This is a genomic window from Thioclava sp. (genome assembly GCF_048263065.1).
Classification (GTDB): domain Bacteria; phylum Pseudomonadota; class Alphaproteobacteria; order Rhodobacterales; family Rhodobacteraceae; genus Thioclava.
In genome coordinates, this window is sequence record NZ_JBLXEM010000010.1 from 16,477 (window position 1) to 38,400 (window position 21,924).

Consider the following 21,924-nt stretch of genomic DNA (forward strand, 5'->3'; position numbering starts at 1 on the left):
CGTAACCACCAATTTCTCGGAGGAGGAGAGAATGAAGTTTTTCCACACACTGGCAGCCGCCGCTATTGCAGCCACGGCCCTTCTTGCCCCGCAAGCGCAAGCCACTACACTCAAACAGATCGAGGCGAATGGCGTGCTCAAAGTCGGCATGTTGGTCGATTTTCCGCCCTTCGGCACGATGAGCACGACCGGCACCCCCGAGGGCTATGACGCCGACACCGCCAAGGCCTTGGCGAAATATCTCGGCACTAAAATTCAGATCGTGCCGGTGACCGGGCCCAACCGCATTCCCTATCTGTTGTCGGGTCAGGTCGATGTTCTGGTGGCCTCACTGGGGATCACGCCGGCGCGTGCCGAAAGGGTTGATTTCTCGAACCCATATGCCGGGATTGAGATCATGGTTTACGGCAAAAAAGACGAAGACGTGAAAGACGGCGCGGGCCTCGCTGACAAGACGATCGGCGTGGTGCGCGCCTCGACGCAAGATGCTGGCGTCACCAAAGTTGCCCCCGCAAGCGCAACGATCCGCCGTTTTGACGATGATGCCGCCGCAGTTCAAGCGCTGCTATCGGGACAGGTGCCGCTGATTGGCGTCTCGAACGTGATTGCTGCACAGATCAACAAAGCTGCACCGGGCCGCTTCGACGAGAAGTTCTCACTTTCGAGCCAAGTTCAGGGTGTGGCCGTCGTGCCGGGCTCTGACGCGCTGTTGGCCAAAATCAACGCCTTTGTCGCGGACGCGATGAAAGACGGGACGATGGACAAAATCAGCGAGCAATGGCTTGGCACGAAGGTCCCTGATTTTGTCCGCACTGGCACCGCTAAAGCGGCTTTGAAGTGAACATCTGACATCAACCCGGCGCCACGTTTCAAACGCGGCGGCGCCGGGCTTCAATGACGAGGCATGACCATGGCACAATCCAAGCAGCTCGCGGTTGAAATGCGCGGGGTCTCCAAATTCTTCGGGGCGTTCCAAGCGTTGAAAGCAATTGATCTGACGGTCGAGACCGGCGAACGGATTGTTATCTGTGGCCCCTCTGGCTCGGGTAAATCAACGCTGATCCGCACGATCAACCAGCTTGAAACCATTCAAAGCGGCACAATCACCGTTGATGGAATCGAGCTGACAGCAGGGGGCGACAATGTTGGCAAAGTGCGCCGTGAAGTTGGCATGGTCTTTCAGCAGTTCAACCTGTTTCCCCATCTCACGGTGCTGCAAAACTGCATGTTGGCGCCGCTCAAGACGGGACGGGCCAATAAGTCCAGCGCCGAGGCGACCGCGCGCAAATATCTTGAGCGTGTGAAAATCCCCGAGCAGGCAGATAAGTTTCCCGCCCAATTGTCGGGGGGCCAACAGCAGCGCGTCGCAATTGCGCGCGCGCTGTGCATGGAGCCGCGGATCATGCTGTTTGACGAGCCGACTTCGGCGCTTGACCCCGAGATGGTAAAAGAAGTGCTCGATACGATGATTGATCTCGCGCGCGAAGGCATGACGATGCTCTGCGTGACCCACGAAATGGAGTTTGCACGCGCGGTGGCCGATCGTGTGATCTTTATGGAAGCGGGCGCGATCATCGAGCAGGGCGCGCCCGAAGAGTTCTTTGGCAACCCCCGCTCTGAGCGGCTGCGCAACTTCCTTGGTCAAATCGCATGACTGCCGCCACAGCACCGCCCCGAATTTTGGTTCTGAGCGATCTAAATCCGCCAGACATAATGGAGCAGTTTTGCGCCAGTCACGCCATCACCCGCGACATCGAGGCGCGTGACGGGATCGAGATCGTGCTCACCAGCGGCACGCGCGGATTGACGTGTGACGAAATTGACGCTCTGCCCGACCTGCGGCTGATCGCGGTGAATGGCGTGGGCACAGATGCCGTCGACCTGGGCGCTGCGTCCGCGCGCAACATTGCCGTAACCACCACACCCGATGTGCTTTCCGGGGCGGTGGCCGAACTGGCGCTTGGTCTTGCGTTAAGCGTGCGCCGGCGCATTGGCGAAGGAGAGCGACTGGTGCGCTCGGGCGCTTGGGGCGGGGGTCAAAAGGCGCGGCTTGGCCGCTCACTGATCGGTGCGCGGTCCGGCATTCTGGGCTACGGTCGGATCGGGCGTGCACTGGCGGATATGCTGCGCGCTTTGGGCCTTGAGGTGCTCTATTACGCGCGCGCGCCGGATCAAAATGCGACCGACGCCTATCGCGCCAATCCTGTGACATTGGCGCGTGATTGCGATGTGCTATTCGTAACCTTGGCCGCCACGCCCGAGACCCACCATATCGTCGGGCCTGACGTGCTGGACGCGCTAGGCCCAGAGGGCACTCTGGTCAACGTCGCGCGCGGCTCGGTTGTTGATAGCGCGGCTCTGGCGACGGCTTTGCACGGCGGAACGCTTGGCGCTGCGGCGCTTGACGTGTTTGAAACCGAACCGGCCACGCCCGGCGGCCCGGAGGATGCGCTTTTGCGCGCGCCCAATACGCTGTTCACCCCGCATATCGCCTCGGCCACCTATGAGGCGCGCAGGGCAATGGCCCAACTTGTGATTGCCAATATCGACGCGTTTATTGCCGGAGCACCGCTGCTCAGCAAAGTCGCGCTGTCTTGAACGGAACCTCGAATGGATATCCTTTGCATCGGCGAACCGCTTGCTGAATTCACCAATGATGCCGCAAACCTGAACCAGTTTCACCGCCGGTTGGGCGGCGATATGCTCAATGCCGCAATTTATCTGGCGCGTTTGCGACCCGATTTGCGCATAGGCTATCTGTCGCGGTTGGGCGATGACGCAATGAGCCGCTGGATGCGCGATGCCATTGCTGCCGAAGGTGTGGATGTGTCAGGCGTCGCGCTGGAGCCGCACGGCAGCCCTGGCCTGAGCTTTATCTCGACCGATGAAGACGGTGAGCGTAGCTTTGTTTATTGGCGCGATCAGTCCCCGGCACGTCGGATGTTCTCCCCCGAAATGTCCGAGGCGCCCGCCCTGTCCAACGCCCGCGCAGTGCTGTTTTCTGGCATTGCACTGGCTATTTTGCCAGCAGCGGCGCGCGCCCGGATGTTGTCGGCTTTGGCGCACGCGCGCGCGGCAGGTTGTTTGGTGGCCTATGATACGAATTACCGCGCGCGGTTGTGGACTTCGCATCAAGAAGCCACAGACTGGAGTTCACGAGCGTTGGCCGTGGCTTCGGTCGCGCTGCCCTCACTGGAAGATATGGGTGCGCTTTGGGGCTGTGATACACCCGAGGCGGCATTGCAACACTGCGCCCGCTTCGCGACTGGCGAGATCGTTTTGACCACCGGCGGCGGTGCGGTTTTGCACCGTAGTTCCGCAGGTGAGGCGCAGTCCATCGCCCTACCAGCACCAGTGCGCGCGCGCGATACCACCGCCGCAGGCGACAGTTTTGACGCAGGCTTTTTATCGGCCTTTCAGCGCGGAAAGTCCCCACGGGAGGCGGTTCTGGCAGGGGCGCGATTGGCCGCCCGCGTGGTGCAATTTCCCGGTGCCATCATTCCGAAATCCGCGATGCATGAGGAGATCGCCGAACATGCAGTCTGACATGATCGAGAGCTGCGCCGCTCAGTTTGCCCACGCCCATTTGACGGGACAGATCGACGCGCTGCCGCTGCTGCCCGAAACCGCCGAGGACGCTTTTGCAATCCAGAGCGCCACAATTGCACGGCTTGGCGTCGTGGGCGGCTGGAAACACGGTCTGATCGGCGGGCGTGACTTGGCCTGTGCGCCGATTTTGAAAGCCGAAGTTCATCACTCCGGCACCCTACAGCCCCACCTGAGAGGCCTTCGGATAGAAGTTGAAACCGCGTTCCTCCTTGGCAAAGATATCGCCCCCGATGCCACCTTCGAGGCGATCATTGATGCTATCGACGACGTCCATATCGCGTTTGAGTGTTTGCGTACGCGATTCGTCACACCAACTGGTCACACGCCGCTAGAGCTGATGGCAGACAGGTTCACCAACTATTCCATCGTGATCGGCGACGCGATTGCCGATTGGCGCAACCGCGATCTGGCGGCGCTTGCGATCACAACCAATTTCGCCCCGGCGGGAACGCGGGCGGCACCCGGCATGTCTCTTGATCAAAGCGTCGATTTTCTTGGTTTTCTTGCGCGACGCGCAGCGGAACTTGGCCTGCCGCTGAGCGCAGGGCAATATGTGATTACTGGCGCGCGGCTTGGGCCAATCCCGCTGACCACGCCGGGCACATTTCACGCAGAAATAAATCATGCGCGAGTCGAGATGACAGTTACTGCCGCATAATTTTTACGCGCGCATACCCCCTGATCTGGCGCGGCTGGGTATGTTCAATTGCCACTGTGGCGTCGGGACGATACTGGTCGGAATATGAGCAAAAAGCGGATCACCTTGATTGATGTGGCGCGCGCGGCAGGGGTGTCGCGCGCAACGGCCTCACTGGTGATCCGCGGATCAAGCCTCGTGGCCGAGACGACGCGTGAAAAAGTCGAAAAGGTAATCGCCGATCTCGATTATGTGCCCAACAGCGGCGCTGCGCGTCTGCGCGGGCAAAAAAGCCGCACGATCGGCGTCATCATCCCCAACCTCGTCAACAGCTTCTTTGCCGAGTTTGTCGAAGGAATTGAGGCCAGACTCGATGACAGTGGCCATTTGGTGATGCTGGCCAGTAGCCGCGATGATCCCGCGCGCCAGTCCGGCCTGATCCGTAGGCTGCGCGAGCACGACGCCGAAGGGCTGATATTGATTCCCGCCGACGCCACGCGCCCCGAGACGATCTCGCAACTCGACCGCGCGTCCCTGCCGGTGGTGCAAGCGATGCGTCACGTTGGAATGGGTCTGAGCGACTTTGCGGGCTCTGATCCGGGGCTGGCAGTGCGCGAAAGTGTGCGGCATTTACGCGATCTAGGCCATCGCCGGATTGCCTATGTTTCACTTAAGGGCAAGACCTCAACCCGGATTGAGCGGTTGGAGTCATTTGACAGGCACATGCGCGAAATGAGCCTTGAGAATGCGGGCATTATTGAGGTTCCGCTTGCGTGGGATGGATCACCACAATCGGCGGGGATGGTGAGTGCGCTCAATCCGCGCCCGACAGCGGCCATTTGCTTTAATGATATTCTGGCATCAGGACTGCTGCGCGGTCTGTTCGATCTGGGGTTGATGCCGGGGCGCGATCTGTCGGTGGTAGGTCACGACAACCTGTCGTTCATCGATCTCGGCGCACCGCCGCGCCTGACCACGGTGCAGGTTTTCCCGCGCGAGATTGGCACCAAAGCCGCCGAGCTGCTGATCCGTCGGATCGCCGAGCCACATGCAGAACTGCGTGACGCGATTGTCCAGCCGCGGCTTAGAGTTCGTGATACCACCGGACCTTGCGGCTAAGGAGCGCGACGGCGTCGTTACATACCGCTTCCGCCAGTTTCATGGGTGCTGTCGCAGAGTTTCCAGGTGTCGAAAGAAGAACCTTCATTGGCATTGTCAACTTGTTGGCCGGCCTTCCGAGAGTCGGTAGCAGATTCCGATGATCAACCAATTTCCCAACCCCGCCTCAAAGGCGACCGCAGTATTCCCGTCAGGTTTGACCGCGACACCTACGAAGGTCAGCGGTACCGAAACGTCTAGGCGTCCTGTGTCCCAACAAACATCCGGTCCTTGGCGGCGGTGATGTGATAGCGCATGGCGGCTTTTGCGACTTCTGGCTGCTTCAGGCGGATTGCGTCCAACACCGCACGATGCTCGGCCAGCACCAGTTCCTGACGCACTGTCGTATCCAAAAGCGTCAGCGACCGCGAGAGTTTCACGCCGATGGCAATTTGTTCGCTAAGAGATTCGAGAACCGAGGCAAAGAACGGGTTTTTCGAGGCGCGTGCCACGGCAAGGTGAAGCATCTGGTCTGCTTCGACGCCAAGTGCGTGTTGTTCATAGCTTTGCGCCATCACCTGATAGGCGTGATCCATCGCGGCAAGATCTTCGTCGTCCCTGCGCAGAGCCGCCCATGCCGCCGCAGCACCTTCCACATCAATGCGGAATTCGTAACACCGCTGAACTCCTGAAACCGAGTCCAGCGGTAGAAATGTGATGAGTTGCCGGTCGGGACTACGCAAGACATAGCTGCCAGAGCCACGACGGGACTCGACGATGCCGTCATCGCGCAGCCGCGAAAGTGCTGCGCGCACAATCGGGCGCGAAACACCGAAATTTTGGGCCAGAACGTCTTCGGCGGGCAGACGGCTGTGGACCGGGTATTCCTCTTCGAGGATCTGCGTCAGAAGTTGATCATAAACTTGGTCCGCCAACGACGGGCGACGGGACTCTGACACTGTGGCCTCCTTTGTTTCTGTTGGACCGGAGTATACATTGGCCAAGTCTCTGCCAAACGTCTGAACTCCTTTATAAGCCGCAAACGGGCCTTCGCAACGCTCGGGTCATGGCGCGCATCCGGTTCGGTGCCGCCCCCGTGATGCAGTTGGTGCGATCACGGGAACGGGGCTACTGGCACGCACGTTACTCGGATTGACCCGTCAACGGTTTCTTCGCAGGCTTTCTGATCGCGAGGAAATAGACAAAGATCAAAGTCAGCACGACAAAGAACAAGCTGTCCGGGTTGGTAAGAAACGTCATGGGATCGCCATTTGACAGCGCCAGAGACCGGCGCAGGAATTCCTCGAGGTTGGGGCCCAGAATGTAACCCAGCAACATCGTGATTACCGGAAACCCGTTGCGTCGCAGATAGAAGGTCAGAACCCCCATCCCCAGCGCCATGAACATCTGAAAGGTCGAGTAGGTCGAAACGTAGCTTCCGACAACAGCCAACAAAGCGATGACGCCGTAAAGCAGGTCTTTACGGATCGACACGATCTTGATGCAATACGGCCCGATCAGATAAAGCGTCAAAGGAATAAGGACCACGGCGCTGAACAGCAGGGTTGCAAGCATCGGCGCAATCAAACCGGCTTGATCCGCCATCAGCTGCGGGCCGGGCTGGATCCCGTTGATGATCAAGACGCCAAGCATGATGGCGGTGATCGGATCGCCCGGAATACCAAAGGTCAGCATTGGAACCATGGCCCCGCCGCAGACGGCATTGTTGGCGCTTTCCGAGGCGGCGATACCTTTGGGGTTTCCTTTACCAAAGGTTTCGGGCTCGTGAGAGGTGCGAACCGCCTCGGTATAGGCCAAGAGCGACCCCATAGACCCGCCCGCACCGGGAAGGGTGCCGACGAAATATCCGATCAGGCAGGATTTGAAGTAGCAAACAAAGCCGATCTCGCGGATTTCAGACAGCGGGGGCCGAAAATCCCTGCGCCTGATCTTGATCTTTTCGGCGGCCGCAGCGACCGCAGCCATATTGGTGTGCGTGCTGGCCTGAATGAGAATTTCCGAGATCGCAAACGTCCCGATGATGACAGGCATCAGATCAATGCCGGCGGTCAGGTCGCTGTAGCCAAAGGTGAACCGGGTGATCGGCTCCATCGCGTCAAGGCCGACGGTGGCAAGCATGAGCCCGATACAGGCGGCCAGCCCGGCTTGTGGGATGCGCCCGCGTTGCGCGATAACGACAACGACGATGGCAAAGGCAAGCAGCGAGAATTTACCGGTCGTTTTGACGAGCAGGGACAGCTCGGCCACAAAGGGCGCGACCGCGATCAGCAGCAACGTTCCCACCGCGCCGCCGAACATCGAGCCTAGGGCCGCATGCCCCAACGCCTTAGCGCCGTTGCCCTGCTGTTGCATGGGGTAGCCGTCCAGAGCCGTCATCATCGAAGATGGTGCCCCCGGAATATTGATGGTGATAGCCGTGATGCTGCCACCGTACATGCCGGCCATGTAGATGCTCGCGCTGGCCATAAGTGCGGTTTCAACGTTGAGCGTGTAGGTCAGAGGCAACAGCAAGGCCATCGCCAGCGTTGCAGTCAGGCCGGGAATGGCGGCGAAAATGGTGCCAATTATGAAGCCCATAATCACATAGGCCAGGTTCATTGGATCAAGCAGCAAGCTGAAGCTGTGGAAGACAAGGGCGATGAAATCCATGATTTACCCCCACGGCGTCGGGAGGCGAACCCCGAACAATTGTTGGAACATGACATAGGCGACCCCGACAATCACCACGGATATAACGGCCTTCTGCAGCAGCTTTTCGAAAGACGAGAAAAGCAAGAGAAGCGCGAAGACGAAGAGGCTTGAAGAGATGAAATATCCCAAAGGCTTGAAGGCGACGATGTAGACAAAGATGGCCACGACAACCCACAAATGCGTGTAGATCCGCGGTTCGCTTGGTCCCGGTCCATCGTGTTCGGCGCGCAGCTTTTGGACGATAAGAACGCTGGCAAAAACGATGGCCGCGCCCCCCAGAAGGATGGGGAAGAACGAAGGCGTCAAGCCGCTCTCGGATACGGGCGCACCTAAACTCAGCGCCGTAATGAAATATCCGACAGACACGGCAAGAGTGAAATACAAGAATAACGGTTGTCTGTTGAAGGTCATCGTCTTCTCCCGCGATGGGTGTGATGTGGGCTTCAGCGCCAAAACGGAGTTTGCGCGTCAGGTTTGGAGAAAGTCGTGGAACCACGCTTGCTCGTGCCTGCTGCCTGATCATTGGCGTGAGTGTTGCTTGATAAAGGCGCTTGGGTCACGGCTCCGAACAAGACCCCTCCCGAGAGGGGCCTTGTCTTGGATCAGAGACGTTCCTTCAGCACTGGATTACAGGTTCAGCTGATCCATAAGCGTGAAGGTCTTCTTTTGCAGTTGGTCCATCCAAGGCTTGACCTCGTCCGAGCCAAGCCAGGCCGGAGTCACGCCGACCTGCTTAAGCCAGTCTTGGAATTCCGCGCTGTCATAGGCCGTCTTATACGCGGCTTCGAGCGTCGCGATAGCCTCGGGCGGGGTGCCTTTGGGGGCCGCGAGAACGATGAAGCTACCGGTTTCCAGATCATAGCCCTTGGATTTGATCGTGGGCACATCCGCATAGGTCTCGTTCTGCACCGAGCTTAGCTCGACAACGCCCTTGGCATCGCCCGAGGTAATAATACCGCTGAAGTCACCAAGGCTGGAGATCGCTGCATCTAGCTCGCCGGACAACAACGCCTCTGCTTCGGCGCTTGAAGACCCGGCATAGGTGATCACGTTGAAATCGACGTCCAGCAGCTTTTCAAGCTGGATGACCGACAGATACGGACCCGAGCCTTTCGGCGCAACGCCGACGCGCACTTTGCCGGGGTTTGCCTTGGCCTCTTTCACCAGATCTTCAAAGCTGTTGATGCCCGAGTGCTTTGAGACCACAACCGCATCGGCTTCGCTGGTGATGCGCGCGATCGGGGTCATGTTATCCAGCGAATAGCCAGCCACCATCTTGCCACGCGGCAGGGTGATGACGCTGTCATAGGTCAGCACGCCAAGGGTATACCCGTCAGGGCGCGCACTGGTCATCTGGATCAGACCGGTCGCCGTCACGGCCCCCGCGATATTCTCCACATAGATGGATTTCGGCAGTTCCTTTTCAGCGATATTGCTAATCTTGCGCGAAATCGCATCCGCGCCGCCACCTGCCGGCCACGGAACAATCAGACGAATATCCCGAGTCGGGAAATCTGCCGCAGCAACCGAAGTGCCGATGATGCAAACGCCGAGTGCCATCACGGCACCGCGCTTCAAGCTCTTAAAAAACATAGACCTGTTCCTCCTCCACAGATGTTGTCATTTAGATAAGTCTGGCTTGTTGAATGAACCGGCTGGCGTGACGAGACGGGTCGCTTCGCCAAGGCGGCTTCAAGTTTGCCGATAGTAGGAAAGCAAAGCCCGAATGCGGTTCTGGGCTTGGCTTATGCGCTTTGGAAAAGACGGGGCGCGTGATCGGGTTGCCAAGATCACACTATCGCCTCGTCGAAAACTTGCGCCTTCCGAAGCCCGGCAAGCCTGCGCTTCGGACGCGACTGATAACATCCTCCCGTATATTACCGAGCCGTAACCCCTGAAGCCGTCAGCGCCGTAGGCAGGACGCTCAGGAAGCTTGCCTCAAGATACTGAACTAATTTTTACAAATCAACGAAAAAATTACCAGTTACGTGCTTAAGCTCCAAATGCGCGCTGAAATATGTTCATTTCAAAAACAAATTTTGCTAAGCTTAGGTTTGTGAGCCGTAATTCCGGCTCTACCTGACAAAATGTGTAAGGTCGTCCGCATGACGCAATCGCGAGGGGACTTAAGCAGGTCGCTTATCCGACATCAAAAGACAAACCCGCCAGCCGCGACAAGGCGCGGTGGCGGGTCTTTGGGGTGCCGAGCTCGGCGACCGTTAAACGCTCACAAGATCAGCCGGGAGGAGCGCTTCGGGGAGATTCTGGTAGCACACGGGTCGCAGGAAGCGGCGGATCGAAAGCGTGCCAACAGAAGTTGCGCCAAAGTTGGTGCTTGCCGGATACGGGCCGCCATGAACCATGGAATCGCAGACCTCGACACCCGTTGGGAAGCCGTTGGCCAGAACACGACCCGCCATACGTTCCAACACGGGCAACAAGTCCCGCGCGAGGTCGATATCGCCGTCATCCATCTGTAGCGTCGCGGTCAGTTGCCCCTTGAAGCTTTCCGCGATCTCTTTCATCTGCGCGGCGTCTTTCACACGGATCACCAGCCCGAGCGGACCGAATACTTCCTCGGCCAGCACCTCATTGCTCAACCAGTCGCTGGCCGAGACATCAAACAGATACGGCGCGGCATTGCGCCCCTCACATGATGTCGTAAGCAGGGATTTGACTCCCGCGCCCTCGGAAACCCGGCGCGCGCCGCTGCGATAGGCATCGGCCATGCCATCGGTCAGCATGGTTTGCTCGGCAACGGCCCTCAGACCGGCTTGCGCGGCGTCCACGAAAGCATCGGCATCCGGCCCGTCGATCACAATCGCGATGCCCGGATTGGTGCAGAATTGCCCCACTCCCATCGTCAGGCTTGCGGCCCAACCGGCCCCAAGCTCCGCGCCACGCGCGGCGGTGGCCTGCGGCAAAACGAACATGGGATTGACGCTGCCGAGTTCTCCGAAGAACGGGATCGGCTCGGGGCGCGATGCGCATAGATCAAACAGCGCGCGCCCGCCGCCAAGGCTTCCGGTAAAGCCGACGGCCCGGATGCGTGGATCCGTCACAAGCGCTTCGCCCACGGCGCGGCTGCCACCTTGGACGAGACTGAAAATACCCGCGTCCATGCCCAGCTTTTCAAGCGCGGCAACGATTGCGTCGCCGACGACTTCGCTTGTTCCGGGATGCGCGCCGTGCCCTTTGACGACAACCGGACACCCCGCAGCCAGCGCGGCGGCGGTATCGCCCCCCGCCACCGAGAAGGCGAGCGGGAAATTGGACGCACCAAAGACGGCCACCGGCCCCACCGGGCGCTGCATCATCCGCAGATCGGGACGCGGCAGAGGCTGCCGGTCGGGCAGCGCCGTATCGTGACGACGATCAAGGTAATCTCCGGCACGAATATGCGATGCAAAAAGGCGCAGCTGACCGGTCGTCCGGCCCCGCTCGCCCTGTAAACGTGCGGCAGGCAGGCCGGTTTCCGCGCTGCCGATCTCCGTGATCTCGTCGCCACGGGCGTCGATTTCTTCGGCAATGGTATCGAGAAGCTGTGCGCGCTGCTCACGGGTCGTAGCGGCAAAACCTGCAAATGCGTCATAGGCCGCAGCACAGGCCTGTGCCACCAGTTCGGGGGATCCGGCCGAAAATTCAAAGGCATCGCCCGTCGCAGGAGCCGAGGAAAACCGCGCCTTCGAGCCGACCTGTTTGCCTGCGATCAAGTGATTTCCATGGGGAGTAAAGGTCATGTTATCGTCCTGTCCGTTTGCGCCAAGCATCATATTTCACAAGATTTTCTTCGTCCGTTGCCGGATAGAGGCCGATGATTCCGGCCCCCGCATTCACCTGCTCCAGCACGAAATCCTCATAGGATTCCATGTTGGTGCATTCCTCGGCGATCTCATCGGCCAAATGCGCGGGAATCACCATCACGCCATCGCCGTCGCCCAGCATCACATCGCCCGGAAAGACCGGGGCATCGCCGCACGAAATCGGCACGTTGATATCAATGGCCTCATGCAACGTAAGGTTTGTCGGGGCCGAGGGGCAGCCAAAATAGGCCGGCATATCAAGAGCCGCGATACCCACGGCATCACGCACGCCCCCGTCCGACACAACCCCCGCAGCGCCGCGTTGCGCAAGGCGGGTGATCAGGATCGACCCGGCCGTGGCCGCGCGGCTGTCCTTGCGGGCATCCATCACCAGCACATGGCCTTCGGGACAGGTCTCGACCGCTACGCGTTGCTTGTGGTCGCGATTGCGGAAAACGGTAAGCGGATTGCGATCCTCGCGCGCAGGGATATAGCGCAGCGTGAAGGCCTGACCGACCATCGTGACCGGTTTGCGCTCCATCGGCACAACACCTTGCACGAACTGGTTGCGCAAGCCGCGCTTATACAAAGCCGTCGCGACAGAAGCCGTGGATACTTTCCTCAATTTGTCACGCGTCTCACTGGACAAGATGTAGTCGCTCATAGTCTCTCCCTATCGCCGGGCTCGTTGCGGCCATGGTTGTTATGAATTCGCCCTGCTCTCTGGCGCTGCGATGCATTGCCCCGCAAGACCAGATTGAAGTTTGCCAGCGCCTAACTGCGCGTCTTGCGGCGTGGCCTGTGCGGCTGCGCGGCCGCAAAGCACCGGCGCTAGTATCAGTAAGTTGAGCATCCCGCACAGCGCTTGCATCTGTTGCCGACCCGTCCACTACCAAAGCGACACAACGGGCCGTCGGTCGCCTAAACGCTGTCAGCAGCAAAGCCTCACGGCACTCTCCAGAACGCTCGGCACGTCGGTCCCTCCAGATCTCCTCCGTCAAAGCCATAAAAATTAGTATACTCCGGCGTTGAATATGTCAATATTTGTAATTTCTCTTGGGCTAAAGTTAGTAATTTTCCGCGATACCACCAAGATTCAGTGAGTAATTGTTACAAGTTTGGTCGCTGACTGGATGCCGTTCGAAAGCGCGAGGGGTCCAGCCGCTAATCCTCTGATGCTGAGCTTGCCTTTATCGGGAAGCTGCCGTTTTCGGTTTCCAAGATGGGGCAGCGGTGGGTCAGGAGAGGGTTCTGTCGCAAATTCTGAAAGCACTTCAAATAACTGGAATATTGTTCTTTTGTGATCGGAAAGTAAGCTGAAATTTGAAATTCCGCTGCTAGACTCGCTGAGTATCATCTCAAATTGAAGCTCCCTCACGCACAAAGCGGTGTTGGCGAGGAACAATATTCTTCGCAAAAAAAACTTTGCGACAGAACCGCACTTCTCAGATCGATCCCAGGGATTGGACCAGTCTCCGCAGCAATGTTGATCGCCGAACTGCCGGAACTCGGTCGGATGACAGCAGGCGAAGCCGCAGCCATGACCGGCCTGGCACCGGTCCCTCACGATAGCGGGGCGATGAGAGGTCGAAGAGCTATTGCGGGCGGGCGCCGGTCTCTACGGCATGTGCTGTTCCAGGCTGCTCTAGCCGCAGCCTATCATAACCCGGTCCTGAAACCGGTCGCAAAACGCCTCAAAGAACGTGGAAAGCCACACAAACTCGTCATCATTGCAATCGCACGCAGACTGGTCACCATCGCCAACGCAATCATCAAAACCGGCACCCCATGGCAACATCAGTTCGCTGATTAGACACAGTTGCTAGAGAAATCCGAGCAGCTTAAAGCCCGTTTTACGCCGCGAATCTGTCCAACACATGAAGAAGTAACGTGCTGTGACGGCTATACTGACAGGGGGCAAGGAATGCCGCAAAGCGAAGCAGCCCAAGCTATAGTCGAGCCGTCGACGCAGTTTTGCGCGAAAGCCACGAGCCGCATACTTCTCTTTGGAGCCAGATCCCTCAACAAATTCGAAGTATGCATCGGGCACGTAAGCCACTTCATCGTGTACCACAAAATCGTACAAAGCGAAGGATGCAGCGCACCATGGCGTCCCTAACTGGGTCCAACGACTACGCAAACGCTCTGCGCTGTCTGAACGAAACAAGCCATAAATCCATTCTGCAGGAAACGTCAGATTTCGCGGCACGTGTCCCGAGGTATATCTGTTTACGAAGTCAAATACGTTTTGGTTTGGACTTTTGCTCCGCTCACCCTTTGATCCACCGACTAATCTTGTCGTCCCCGCAGCCAACTTGCGATCCGGACAAGCATCAAGCGCGTGAACAAGTTTTTCTAAGTAGTCAGGCGCGGAAGTGTCATCGCACGCCCGGAGCATGAAGTAGGTACCCCGGCTTGCGCCGATCTGCATCGCACGAGCGAAATTTTCCACTGGAGGAAGCAACTCAGAGCCATAGTCTATTGAGACTCTAGTATCTTTGGCGCAAAACCGTCTAGCGACCTCAACAGTATTGTCAGTGGACCCATTCTCGACGATCGTGACGGAAAAGTCAGTGTAGGTTTGTTCCAGCAAGTCGCTGAGCGTCGCGGCAAGGGTTTCGCCGCCGTTGTGGACTGGAATCACTACGGCTACTTTCGAAAGCTGCATCTTATACCTTCATGCATAAAGTTTCACCAATAATGGTTGATCCTTTGCTTGGGTGACGGCTAATAGCAGGCATCGTATTGGATTGGAAGCGAGCCTTGAGAGAACCCCGGAAGGAGCGAATAAAGAGGTAAGCCGCCGATACATTGACATAGCGACCGCAACGGATATCATAATTTTCTTGATACGTTGGACCGCTTGTTGGTGTTACGCCGCAGCTCCGCTTCTACGTTAAACAGTGGCCACACACCCTTCCTCAAGCGGAGTACTACCTGATGAAAGCTGTTATTCTTGCTGGCGGACTAGGCACGCGCATCAGCGAGGAATCTCACCTCAAGCCCAAGCCGATGATCGAAATCGGCGGGCGCCCGATCCTGTGGCATATCATGAAGCTCTACGGCCATTACGGGATCACCGAATTCGTGATCTGTTGTGGCTACAAGGGTTATATCATCAAGGAATACTTTAAGAATTACTTCCTCCATATGTCCGACGTCACGTTTGATATGCGCGACAACAAGATGGAGGTGCATCAGCAAAACGCCGAACCGTGGCGCGTCACGCTCATAGATACCGGAGAACAGACACAAACCGGCGGGCGCTTGCGCAAGGTGGCCGATCACATTGGCGATGAAACGTTTTGCCTGACCTATGGCGATGGCGTCTCGGACGTGAATATCGCTGCGCTGCTGTCGTTTCACAAAGCAGGCGGGCGAGAGGCGACGGTGACGGCTGTGCAACCCGCTGGGCGCTTCGGTGCTATTGAACTGCTGAACGACCGCGTGAGCCATTTCATCGAGAAGCCCGAAGGCGATGGCCGCTGGATTAGCGGTGGGTTCTTCGTGTGCGAACCCTCAGTGCTGTCGCGCATCGAGGGTGACGCAACGATCTGGGAACGCGAGCCACTAGAATCCCTCGCCCGCGAAGGCCAACTTTCTGCCTACCGACACGACGGCTTTTGGGCCGCCATGGATACGATGCGCGACCGCAAGGTGCTAGAGGCGCTATGGGCCGAGGACCGCGCGCCATGGCGCGTATGGACATGACTGGCGCGATGACGAAAGCCGCGTTTTGGTCCGGCAAGCGCGTGCTTGTGACCGGTCATACCGGATTCAAGGGTGCGTGGCTATCGCTGTGGTTGGCAGACATGGGCGCGCAGGTCTTCGGCCTTGCGCTGGCACCAGATACAGACCCCGCCTTGTTCGATCAACTCGCCATTCGCGACCGGGTTGACCACGCCGAGATTGATCTGCGCGACGCCGAAAGCGTAACCGCCCGCATTCAGGCCGTGGCTCCCGACATCGTGTTTCATCTCGCGGCACAACCCTTAGTACGCCGTTCCTACGCCCGACCTGCCGAAACCTGGGCCACCAATGTGCAAGGCACCGTCCACGTCCTTGATGCAATCCGCATGGCGGATCGGCCCTGCACGATAATCGTCAGTACCACCGACAAGGTCTACCAGAATCGCGAATGGGTGCATGGGTATCGTGAAAGCGACCGACTTGGCGGTCATGACCCCTACAGCGCCAGCAAGGCCGCGACAGAGCTGGTGATTTCCAGTTACCGGGATGCGTTCTTTGCAGGCGGCAAGGTAAAGCTCGCATCTGCGCGTGCTGGCAACGTCATCGGCGGCGGTGATTGGGCCGAGGATCGGATCGTGCCTGACATCGTGCGCGGCCTGCGCGATGGTCGCGCAATTGAGGTCCGTAATCCGCGCGCGACTCGGCCTTGGCAACATGTGCTGGAGCCGCTTTCAGGTTACCTCTCCTACGCAGAGCACTTGCACGGCGGCTCTGTCCCGGTGTCGCTCAACTTCGGGCCGGACCCTAGTGCAAATCGACCCGTTAGCGATCTTCTAGACGTCGCTTTGCGTCATTGGCCGGGAGAATGGCGTGATGTCTCGGACGGCAACCAAGTCCACGAATCGGGTCGCCTCGCGCTGTCGATCGAGCTGGCTCGCGACGCCCTCGGGTGGATGCCCAGGTGGCGCTTTGAAGACGCAGTGGCGCAAACAATCGACTGGTATCGCATGGTGGATGAGGGCGCGGACCCACTGGCCACCACGCGCGCCCAGATTGCAGCGTTTGAGGCTGGCGCATGATCTTCCACGCGCTTCCGCCCAAGGGTCTTTTCAGGGTCAGCATCGAAAAGCATGGAGACGCGCGGGGTTTCTTCGCCCGCACCTTCTGTACGCAGGAATTCGCGAATGCAGGCATCGATGTGACGTGGTGCCAAGTGAACTCTGCCTTCAATCGAAAAAAAGGTACCTTGCGCGGCCTGCATTTCCAACGCCCGCCCATGGCTGACGCCAAGTTGGTGCGCTGCGTGCGTGGGGCGATTCTTGATGTCGTCGTGGATATCCGCGCCGGGTCTGCCACTTTCGGGCAAGCGACCTGCGTGGAGTTGAACGGCGACAACCGCGATATGCTATTCATACCTGCCGGTTTCGCGCACGGCTATCAGACGCTGACGCCGGATGTAGAGATGCTCTACTTTCACAGCGCGCCCTACTCCAAACTCGATGAGGGCGGATTAGCGTGGGATGATCCCGCGCTCGACATCCCTTGGCTATTGCCCCCGACGGAAGTATCTGTTCGAGACACTGGGCACTCTCGCCTGTCCGAATTGGAGCCGATTGCGCTATGAGCCTGTCCCATACCTGCCGCCACTGCGCCGCCCCCCTGACCGAGCGGTTTTTGGACCTTGGCCATGCGCCCCTGTCCAACGCCTATCTGGACGCGGCGGGTTTGCAGGCGGCGGAGGTCACCTATCCCTTGCGGCTCAACGTCTGCTCCGTCTGCCGCCTTGTGCAGACGGAGGATTACACCAGCGCGGCCGATGTCTTCGGGGCAGATTACGCATATTTTTCATCTACTTCATCAGGTTGGGTGGCTCACGCGAAACGCTACACTGACATGATCATAGATCGCCTAGGCCTTGGCGCAGAAAGCCTTGTGATCGAGGTGGCCGCCAACGACGGTTACCTCCTACAGCATATGAAAGCGGCGGGTGTGCCCTGCCTGGGGGTCGAGCCAACCACCGCCACGGCGGACGCCGCGCGTGCCAAGGGGATCGAAATCGTCGAGGATTTCTTCGGTCTGACCTTGGCGGAATCCCTTGTGGCAGGCGGCAAATCCGCCGACCTGATCTTGGGCAACAACGTCTACGCCCATGTACCTGACATCAACGATTTCACTCAGGCCATCGCTACGGCTTTGAAGCCTGAGGGCATCTTGACGCTGGAGTTCCCGCACCTGATGCGCCTTGTTGAACACCGTCAATTCGACACCGTCTATCATGAGCATTTCTCCTACCTCTCACTGCTGACCGTGCAGCGCATATTTGAGGCCAACGGCTTGCGTGTGGTGGATGTTGAAGAACTTTCGACCCACGGCGGATCGCTTCGTGTCTACGGATGCCGGTCGGCTGCGAGCCACGTCGCCGCGGATGCCGTCGATATCATTCTTGCACAAGAACGCGCCCGCGGCATGGATACACCGGACTTCTACAAGGGCTTTCAGTCTGAGGCTGAGGCAGTCAAGGATGCCGCTGTTCGCTTCCTTCTGGACGCCAAGCGCGACGGGCAAACGGTTGTCGGATATGGCGCAGCCGCCAAAGGCAACACGCTGATGAATTTTGCAGGAATTCGCCCCGACCTTCTGCCCCGCGTCCATGATGCCGCCCCCGCCAAGCAGAACATGTTCCTGCCTGGCAGCCACATCCCGATCTTTGCGCCCTCGGCGCTAGACGACACGCGCCCAGATTACATCGTGATCCTGCCGTGGAACATCGCCGATGAAGTCCGCGAGCAGCTGTCCTATCTTGCAAAGGCAGGCACCCGCTTTGTAACCTTTGTGCCGGAGTTGAAAATCGTATGAGCGGGGTCTTCGTCACAGGCGGAACCGGCTTTGTCGGACGGCATGTGTGTCGGCTACTGGCCGCTGTAGGCCAAGAGGTGACAGCGATTGTCCGCCCCGGCAGCGTCGCCCGCGTTCCAGAGGGTATAGCGCGGGTAATCGTGGTAGAGGACATCTTTACTCAGACGCCCGAATGGTGGGCAGAGCATTTGACCGAAGGAGCCCACCTTATCCATCTTGCCTGGACCGCGACGCCGGGGAAATACATCAACGATCCTGCCAATCTCCGCTGCCTTGCCGGCACGCTCGCCATGGCAGAAGGGGCCATCGCAGCGGGGATCTCCAAGATCACCGGCATCGGGACCTGCATCGAATATCGCATGGGCGACGCGCCGCTGGACATTGACACACCGCTCGATCCACAGTCGCCTTACGCGGGCGCTAAGGCTGCCGCTTTTACGGCCCTTTCAACCTCACTAGCCAAGACAGACACGGACTTCGCATGGTGCAGGCTTTTTGCGCTTCACGGCGAGGGGGAGCACCCCGGCCGCCTAGTCGCGAACCTGCATTCGCGGCTTGCCAACGGCCAAGAAATTCCGCTCAGCGATGGCGCACAGATCCGCGATTTTCTGGACGTTAAAGAAGCCGCGCAACGTATCGTTACGACTGCCCTTGGCCCCACCAATGGCCCGGTCAATATCTGTTCGGGCACAGGAATCAGCGTGCGCGACCTAGCGCTTGGCATTGCTACGCAGTATGGACGCGTTGACCTTTTGAAGTTTGGCGCGCGGCCCAACAACATCTTCGACCCCGCGACGATCGTAGGAGTACCGACCAAGATGCCGAAGGATTTCGCCCCATGACCTCGCCGTCTTTATACCGCCAAACCGGCTTTCCCGTGTTCCAGAACCGCACCTATGCCACGGCTGAGGAGGCGCGAGACTGCGCTCTTGGGGACATTGATCTGGCGCAAGACCCGACGACGGGGATTATCACCAACCGCGCGTTTGAGCTCGCCAAAGCAGTATACGATACTGACTACAATAATGAGCAATCCCACAGCCCCCGTTTTCAGGCACATATGGACGATGTGGCCGCGCTGATCACGGCCCACATGGGGCTCAAAAACCTTATCGAAGTGGGCTGCGGCAAGGGCGCGTTTCTGGAGCAAATGATCAAAGGTGGCGCAGATATCACCGGGTTTGATCCAACCTACGAGGGCAATAACCCGCTGATCCGAAAATCTTACTTCAACCCGGACCTAGGGATTGAAGGCGACGGGTTGATCTTGCGCCACGTGCTGGAACACATTCCACAGCCCGTCGATTTCCTGAAGCAATTGGCCGAGGCCAATGGCGGCAAGGGGCTGATCTATATCGAGGTGCCCTGCCTCGACTGGATCCTAGAGAACCGGGCATGGTTTGACATTTTCTACGAGCATGTGAACTACTTCCGCATGGATGATTTCGCCCGCATGTTTGGACGCGTGCTGGTCTCAGAACGCCGCTTTGGCGGGCAGTATCTGTCGATCATTGCGGACCTTTCCACACTGCGCGATCCTGCGCCAGACGCGGACGTTGATTGGCCCCAGGATTTCTCCGCCGGCCTTTCAAAAAGCGACACTGGCGGCATGGTTTGGGGTGGCGCGTCGAAGGGCGTGATCTTCTCACTTCTGCGGCTGCGCGAGGGCCGCCCTGTGGACGGCGTGATTGACATAAACCCGGACAAACAGGGCCGCTACCTACCCGTGACCGGCCTGCGCGTGACCTCGCCCGAAGACGCAACCCAGTTGCTTGCTCCCGGCACGTTGATATACGTGATGAACCCCAATTACTTTGATGAGATCAAAGCGATGACCGGTAATCGCTTTTCATATGAGAGAACAAGCCTGTGACAGACTTTGAACGCGAAGCAGCAGCGCGCCTTGAGGCGGCTGCCAAGAACACAGACCTCCATGCCGCCACGGCTGCGTTCCGGGATGAAACGATCAAATCGTTGTATTCATATAATTTCTTCTGGCAGGGTCGCCCGATCATCCAATATCCGCAAGATATCATGGCGATGCAGGAACTGATTTGGGCGGTGAAGCCTGACCTGATCATCGAGACAGGGATCGCCCACGGCGGCTCGCTCATCTTCATGGCCTCGCAACTGGCACAGCTGGACCTGTGCGATGCAATCGAGGCAGGGGAGGTCATGGACCCCGCCGTCCCAAAACGTCGCATTCTCGGCATCGATATCGATATCCGCGCCCACAACCGCGAAGCAATTGAAGCGCATCCCATGGCGGGTCGAATCGACATGATCGAAGGCTCCTCCATCGCGCCAGACGTTATCGCACAGGTCCACGCGGCGGCTAAGGGGGCGAAGAAGATTCTCATCTCGCTCGACAGCAACCATACGCACGACCACGTTTTGGCGGAGTTGGAGGCCTACGCCGATCTGACAAGCATCGACAGCTATTGTGTTGTGTTTGATACAGTCGTCGAAGATATGGATGCCTCGATGTTTCCGGATCGACCTTGGGGGCCGGGAAACAATCCAAAGACAGCCGTGCAAGCGTTTCTTCAGACCACCGACCATTTCGAAATCGATTACGCAATTGACGCGAAATTGCAAATGTCCGTTGCGCCGAGTGGATATCTACGGCGCGTGAAATAGCCGGATCATTCTGGCGGCAGGCCCCGTGATGTGCCAACTGTCACGCGTATTCTTGAACGTTCCTCACCGAGAGCCAGAATTTGGCACCTTCGTTCTCGGCGATCCAGAGGCCCAGAACTTCACGCTGGCCATCGCGGGTGACGCCGAGGGCGATGTAGACGGCCTTGTTCTTTACGGTCCGGCTGTCCGCGTCGCGGATCTTCGCCCGTAGCGCATCGAAAAGCACGATGGGATACATCCGGTCCAGCGCCCGGCTCTGCCATTCCCGGACCTCGTCCAGCACCGTATCGGTGACGCGGCTGATCAGGTCGGGCGAGACATTCAGGCCATAAGGGTCGAGCAGGTGGGCCTAGATGTCCCGCTCCGTCAGACCGGCGGCATAGAGGCCGATGATCTTGTCATCTATCCCATCGATCCGGGTCTGCCCCTTCTTCACCAGCTCTGGCTCGAAGCTGCTGTCCCGGTCTCGCGGGACCGCCACCGGCATCTCCCCGTCCCGGCCTTTCAGCACTTTCGTCGATGTGCCATTACGCCGATTGGATTGGCTCGGCGGCGCGCTCTCGCACCCTTCATAGCCAAGATGCGCGGTCAGTTCGACCCCCAGCATCCGCTCCATGAGCTTGATCAGCGTCCCCGGGGCGCGAGCGCAGTGAGAAGATCAGGCCAACGCGCTCTGCCCACGAGATCAAGCACCACGTCGAAAGCATCCTCGGGGAATGCGTCGCTGCGCTCCAACGTCGCGTCAGCACCAAGCGCCTTCAGTGTGACGCCCAGATTCTGACGTGAGTTCGAAGATCATCCTTCATGGCAGCCGCTCCCGCTCGGACCTGCTGCGGCAAATAATTGCAAATGCAAACCAACTTATCATCTTGATGATAA

At 58.6% G+C, this 21,924-nt stretch carries 21 protein-coding genes and 1 pseudogene; 14 read left to right on the forward strand and 8 right to left on the reverse strand.

The annotated features are described in order from the left end of the window. The first annotated feature begins 31 nt into the window (after positions 1-31). The 6 genes from ACN0SD_RS13550 (at position 32) to ACN0SD_RS13575 (ending at position 5,365) form a co-directional block, all read left to right on the forward strand. Entirely contained in the window at positions 32-841 is an 810-nt protein-coding gene (locus ACN0SD_RS13550; protein WP_368392719.1) for a transporter substrate-binding domain-containing protein, read from the forward strand. Positions 842-940: 99 nt separating this feature from the next. Next, complete coding sequence (locus ACN0SD_RS13555) at positions 941-1,654, forward strand: amino acid ABC transporter ATP-binding protein (RefSeq protein ID WP_417808835.1); 714 nt, start codon at positions 941-943, stop codon at positions 1,652-1,654. Continuing rightward, positions 1,651-2,598: a 2-hydroxyacid dehydrogenase gene (locus tag ACN0SD_RS13560; protein ID WP_417808766.1), complete on the forward strand. Its 948-nt coding sequence runs from the start codon at positions 1,651-1,653 to the stop codon at positions 2,596-2,598. The genes ACN0SD_RS13555 and ACN0SD_RS13560 overlap by 4 nt, the downstream gene beginning before the upstream one ends. 12 nt (positions 2,599-2,610) lie before the next feature. Then, positions 2,611-3,546 (forward strand): sugar kinase, encoded by a 936-nt coding sequence (locus tag ACN0SD_RS13565; protein WP_417808767.1) that lies wholly within the window; start codon positions 2,611-2,613, stop codon positions 3,544-3,546. Then, a complete protein-coding gene (locus tag ACN0SD_RS13570; RefSeq protein ID WP_417808768.1) occupies positions 3,536-4,267 on the forward strand; it encodes a hydratase in 732 nt (243 codons plus the stop codon). Before ACN0SD_RS13565 ends, ACN0SD_RS13570 begins: the two co-directional genes overlap by 11 nt. Positions 4,268-4,351: 84 nt before the next feature. Beyond that, the gene (locus ACN0SD_RS13575; protein ID WP_417808769.1) at positions 4,352-5,365 is read left to right on the forward strand and encodes a LacI family DNA-binding transcriptional regulator; all 1,014 of its coding nucleotides are present in this window, start codon (positions 4,352-4,354) and stop codon (positions 5,363-5,365) included. Between the two features lie 236 nt (positions 5,366-5,601). Here the strand turns inward: ACN0SD_RS13575 and ACN0SD_RS13580 are convergent, their stop codons facing one another. From ACN0SD_RS13580 to ACN0SD_RS13605, 6 genes are all read right to left on the reverse strand, one after another. Then, positions 5,602-6,303, reverse strand: a complete 702-nt coding sequence (locus ACN0SD_RS13580; RefSeq protein ID WP_417808770.1) for a FadR/GntR family transcriptional regulator — start codon at positions 6,301-6,303, stop codon at positions 5,602-5,604. A gap of 184 nt (positions 6,304-6,487) precedes the next feature. Beyond that, on the reverse strand, positions 6,488-8,014 hold the full coding sequence (locus ACN0SD_RS13585) for a tripartite tricarboxylate transporter permease (protein WP_417808771.1): 1,527 nt from the start codon (positions 8,012-8,014) through the stop codon (positions 6,488-6,490). A 3-nt stretch (positions 8,015-8,017) separates the two neighbouring features. Further along, positions 8,018-8,467 (reverse strand): tripartite tricarboxylate transporter TctB family protein, encoded by a 450-nt coding sequence (locus ACN0SD_RS13590; RefSeq protein ID WP_417808772.1) that lies wholly within the window; start codon positions 8,465-8,467, stop codon positions 8,018-8,020. Between the two features lie 216 nt (positions 8,468-8,683). Further along, on the reverse strand, positions 8,684-9,649 hold the full coding sequence (locus tag ACN0SD_RS13595; protein ID WP_417808773.1) for a Bug family tripartite tricarboxylate transporter substrate binding protein: 966 nt from the start codon (positions 9,647-9,649) through the stop codon (positions 8,684-8,686). A gap of 626 nt (positions 9,650-10,275) precedes the next feature. Next, positions 10,276-11,796, reverse strand: a complete 1,521-nt coding sequence (locus tag ACN0SD_RS13600; protein WP_417808774.1) for an aldehyde dehydrogenase (NADP(+)) — start codon at positions 11,794-11,796, stop codon at positions 10,276-10,278. A gap of 1 nt (position 11,797) precedes the next feature. Beyond that, on the reverse strand, positions 11,798-12,523 hold the full coding sequence (locus ACN0SD_RS13605) for a ribonuclease activity regulator RraA (RefSeq protein WP_417808775.1): 726 nt from the start codon (positions 12,521-12,523) through the stop codon (positions 11,798-11,800). A gap of 699 nt (positions 12,524-13,222) precedes the next feature. On the opposite strand from ACN0SD_RS13605, the gene ACN0SD_RS13610 reads away from it, so the two are divergent. After that, entirely contained in the window at positions 13,223-13,672 is a 450-nt protein-coding gene (locus tag ACN0SD_RS13610; protein ID WP_417808776.1) for a transposase, read from the forward strand. 9 nt (positions 13,673-13,681) lie between these two features. On the opposite strand, the gene ACN0SD_RS13615 is transcribed toward ACN0SD_RS13610, so the two are convergent. Beyond that, entirely contained in the window at positions 13,682-14,527 is an 846-nt protein-coding gene (locus ACN0SD_RS13615; RefSeq protein ID WP_417808777.1) for a glycosyltransferase family 2 protein, read from the reverse strand. Between the two features lie 272 nt (positions 14,528-14,799). Between ACN0SD_RS13615 and rfbF the strand changes: the two genes are divergently transcribed. Genes rfbF through ACN0SD_RS13650 form a run of 7 tightly spaced genes read left to right on the forward strand, consistent with a single transcriptional unit; the run spans position 14,800 to position 21,045 of the window. Beyond that, positions 14,800-15,570 (forward strand): glucose-1-phosphate cytidylyltransferase, encoded by a 771-nt coding sequence (gene rfbF / locus ACN0SD_RS13620; RefSeq protein ID WP_417808778.1) that lies wholly within the window; start codon positions 14,800-14,802, stop codon positions 15,568-15,570. Next, entirely contained in the window at positions 15,552-16,628 is a 1,077-nt protein-coding gene (rfbG, locus tag ACN0SD_RS13625; RefSeq protein WP_417808779.1) for a CDP-glucose 4,6-dehydratase, read from the forward strand. The genes rfbF and rfbG overlap by 19 nt, the downstream gene beginning before the upstream one ends. Then, the gene (locus ACN0SD_RS13630; RefSeq protein WP_368393249.1) at positions 16,625-17,173 is read left to right on the forward strand and encodes a dTDP-4-dehydrorhamnose 3,5-epimerase family protein; all 549 of its coding nucleotides are present in this window, start codon (positions 16,625-16,627) and stop codon (positions 17,171-17,173) included. Before rfbG ends, ACN0SD_RS13630 begins: the two co-directional genes overlap by 4 nt. Next, positions 17,170-18,405, forward strand: a complete 1,236-nt coding sequence (locus ACN0SD_RS13635; RefSeq protein WP_417808780.1) for a class I SAM-dependent methyltransferase — start codon at positions 17,170-17,172, stop codon at positions 18,403-18,405. Before ACN0SD_RS13630 ends, ACN0SD_RS13635 begins: the two co-directional genes overlap by 4 nt. After that, positions 18,402-19,247 carry an NAD-dependent epimerase/dehydratase family protein gene (locus ACN0SD_RS13640; protein WP_417808781.1) on the forward strand — a complete coding sequence of 282 codons (846 nt, stop codon included), beginning with the start codon at positions 18,402-18,404 and terminating at the stop codon, positions 19,245-19,247. The genes ACN0SD_RS13635 and ACN0SD_RS13640 overlap by 4 nt, the downstream gene beginning before the upstream one ends. Further along, a complete protein-coding gene (locus ACN0SD_RS13645) occupies positions 19,244-20,278 on the forward strand; it encodes a class I SAM-dependent methyltransferase (protein WP_417808782.1) in 1,035 nt (344 codons plus the stop codon). Before ACN0SD_RS13640 ends, ACN0SD_RS13645 begins: the two co-directional genes overlap by 4 nt. Next, positions 20,275-21,045 carry a cephalosporin hydroxylase family protein gene (locus tag ACN0SD_RS13650; protein WP_417808783.1) on the forward strand — a complete coding sequence of 257 codons (771 nt, stop codon included), beginning with the start codon at positions 20,275-20,277 and terminating at the stop codon, positions 21,043-21,045. The genes ACN0SD_RS13645 and ACN0SD_RS13650 overlap by 4 nt, the downstream gene beginning before the upstream one ends. 58 nt (positions 21,046-21,103) lie before the next feature. Here the strand turns inward: ACN0SD_RS13650 and ACN0SD_RS13655 are convergent. Continuing rightward, a pseudogene (locus ACN0SD_RS13655) lies at positions 21,104-21,670 on the reverse strand (IS256 family transposase); the annotation flags it as partial. Positions 21,671-21,924 lie beyond the last annotated feature (254 nt).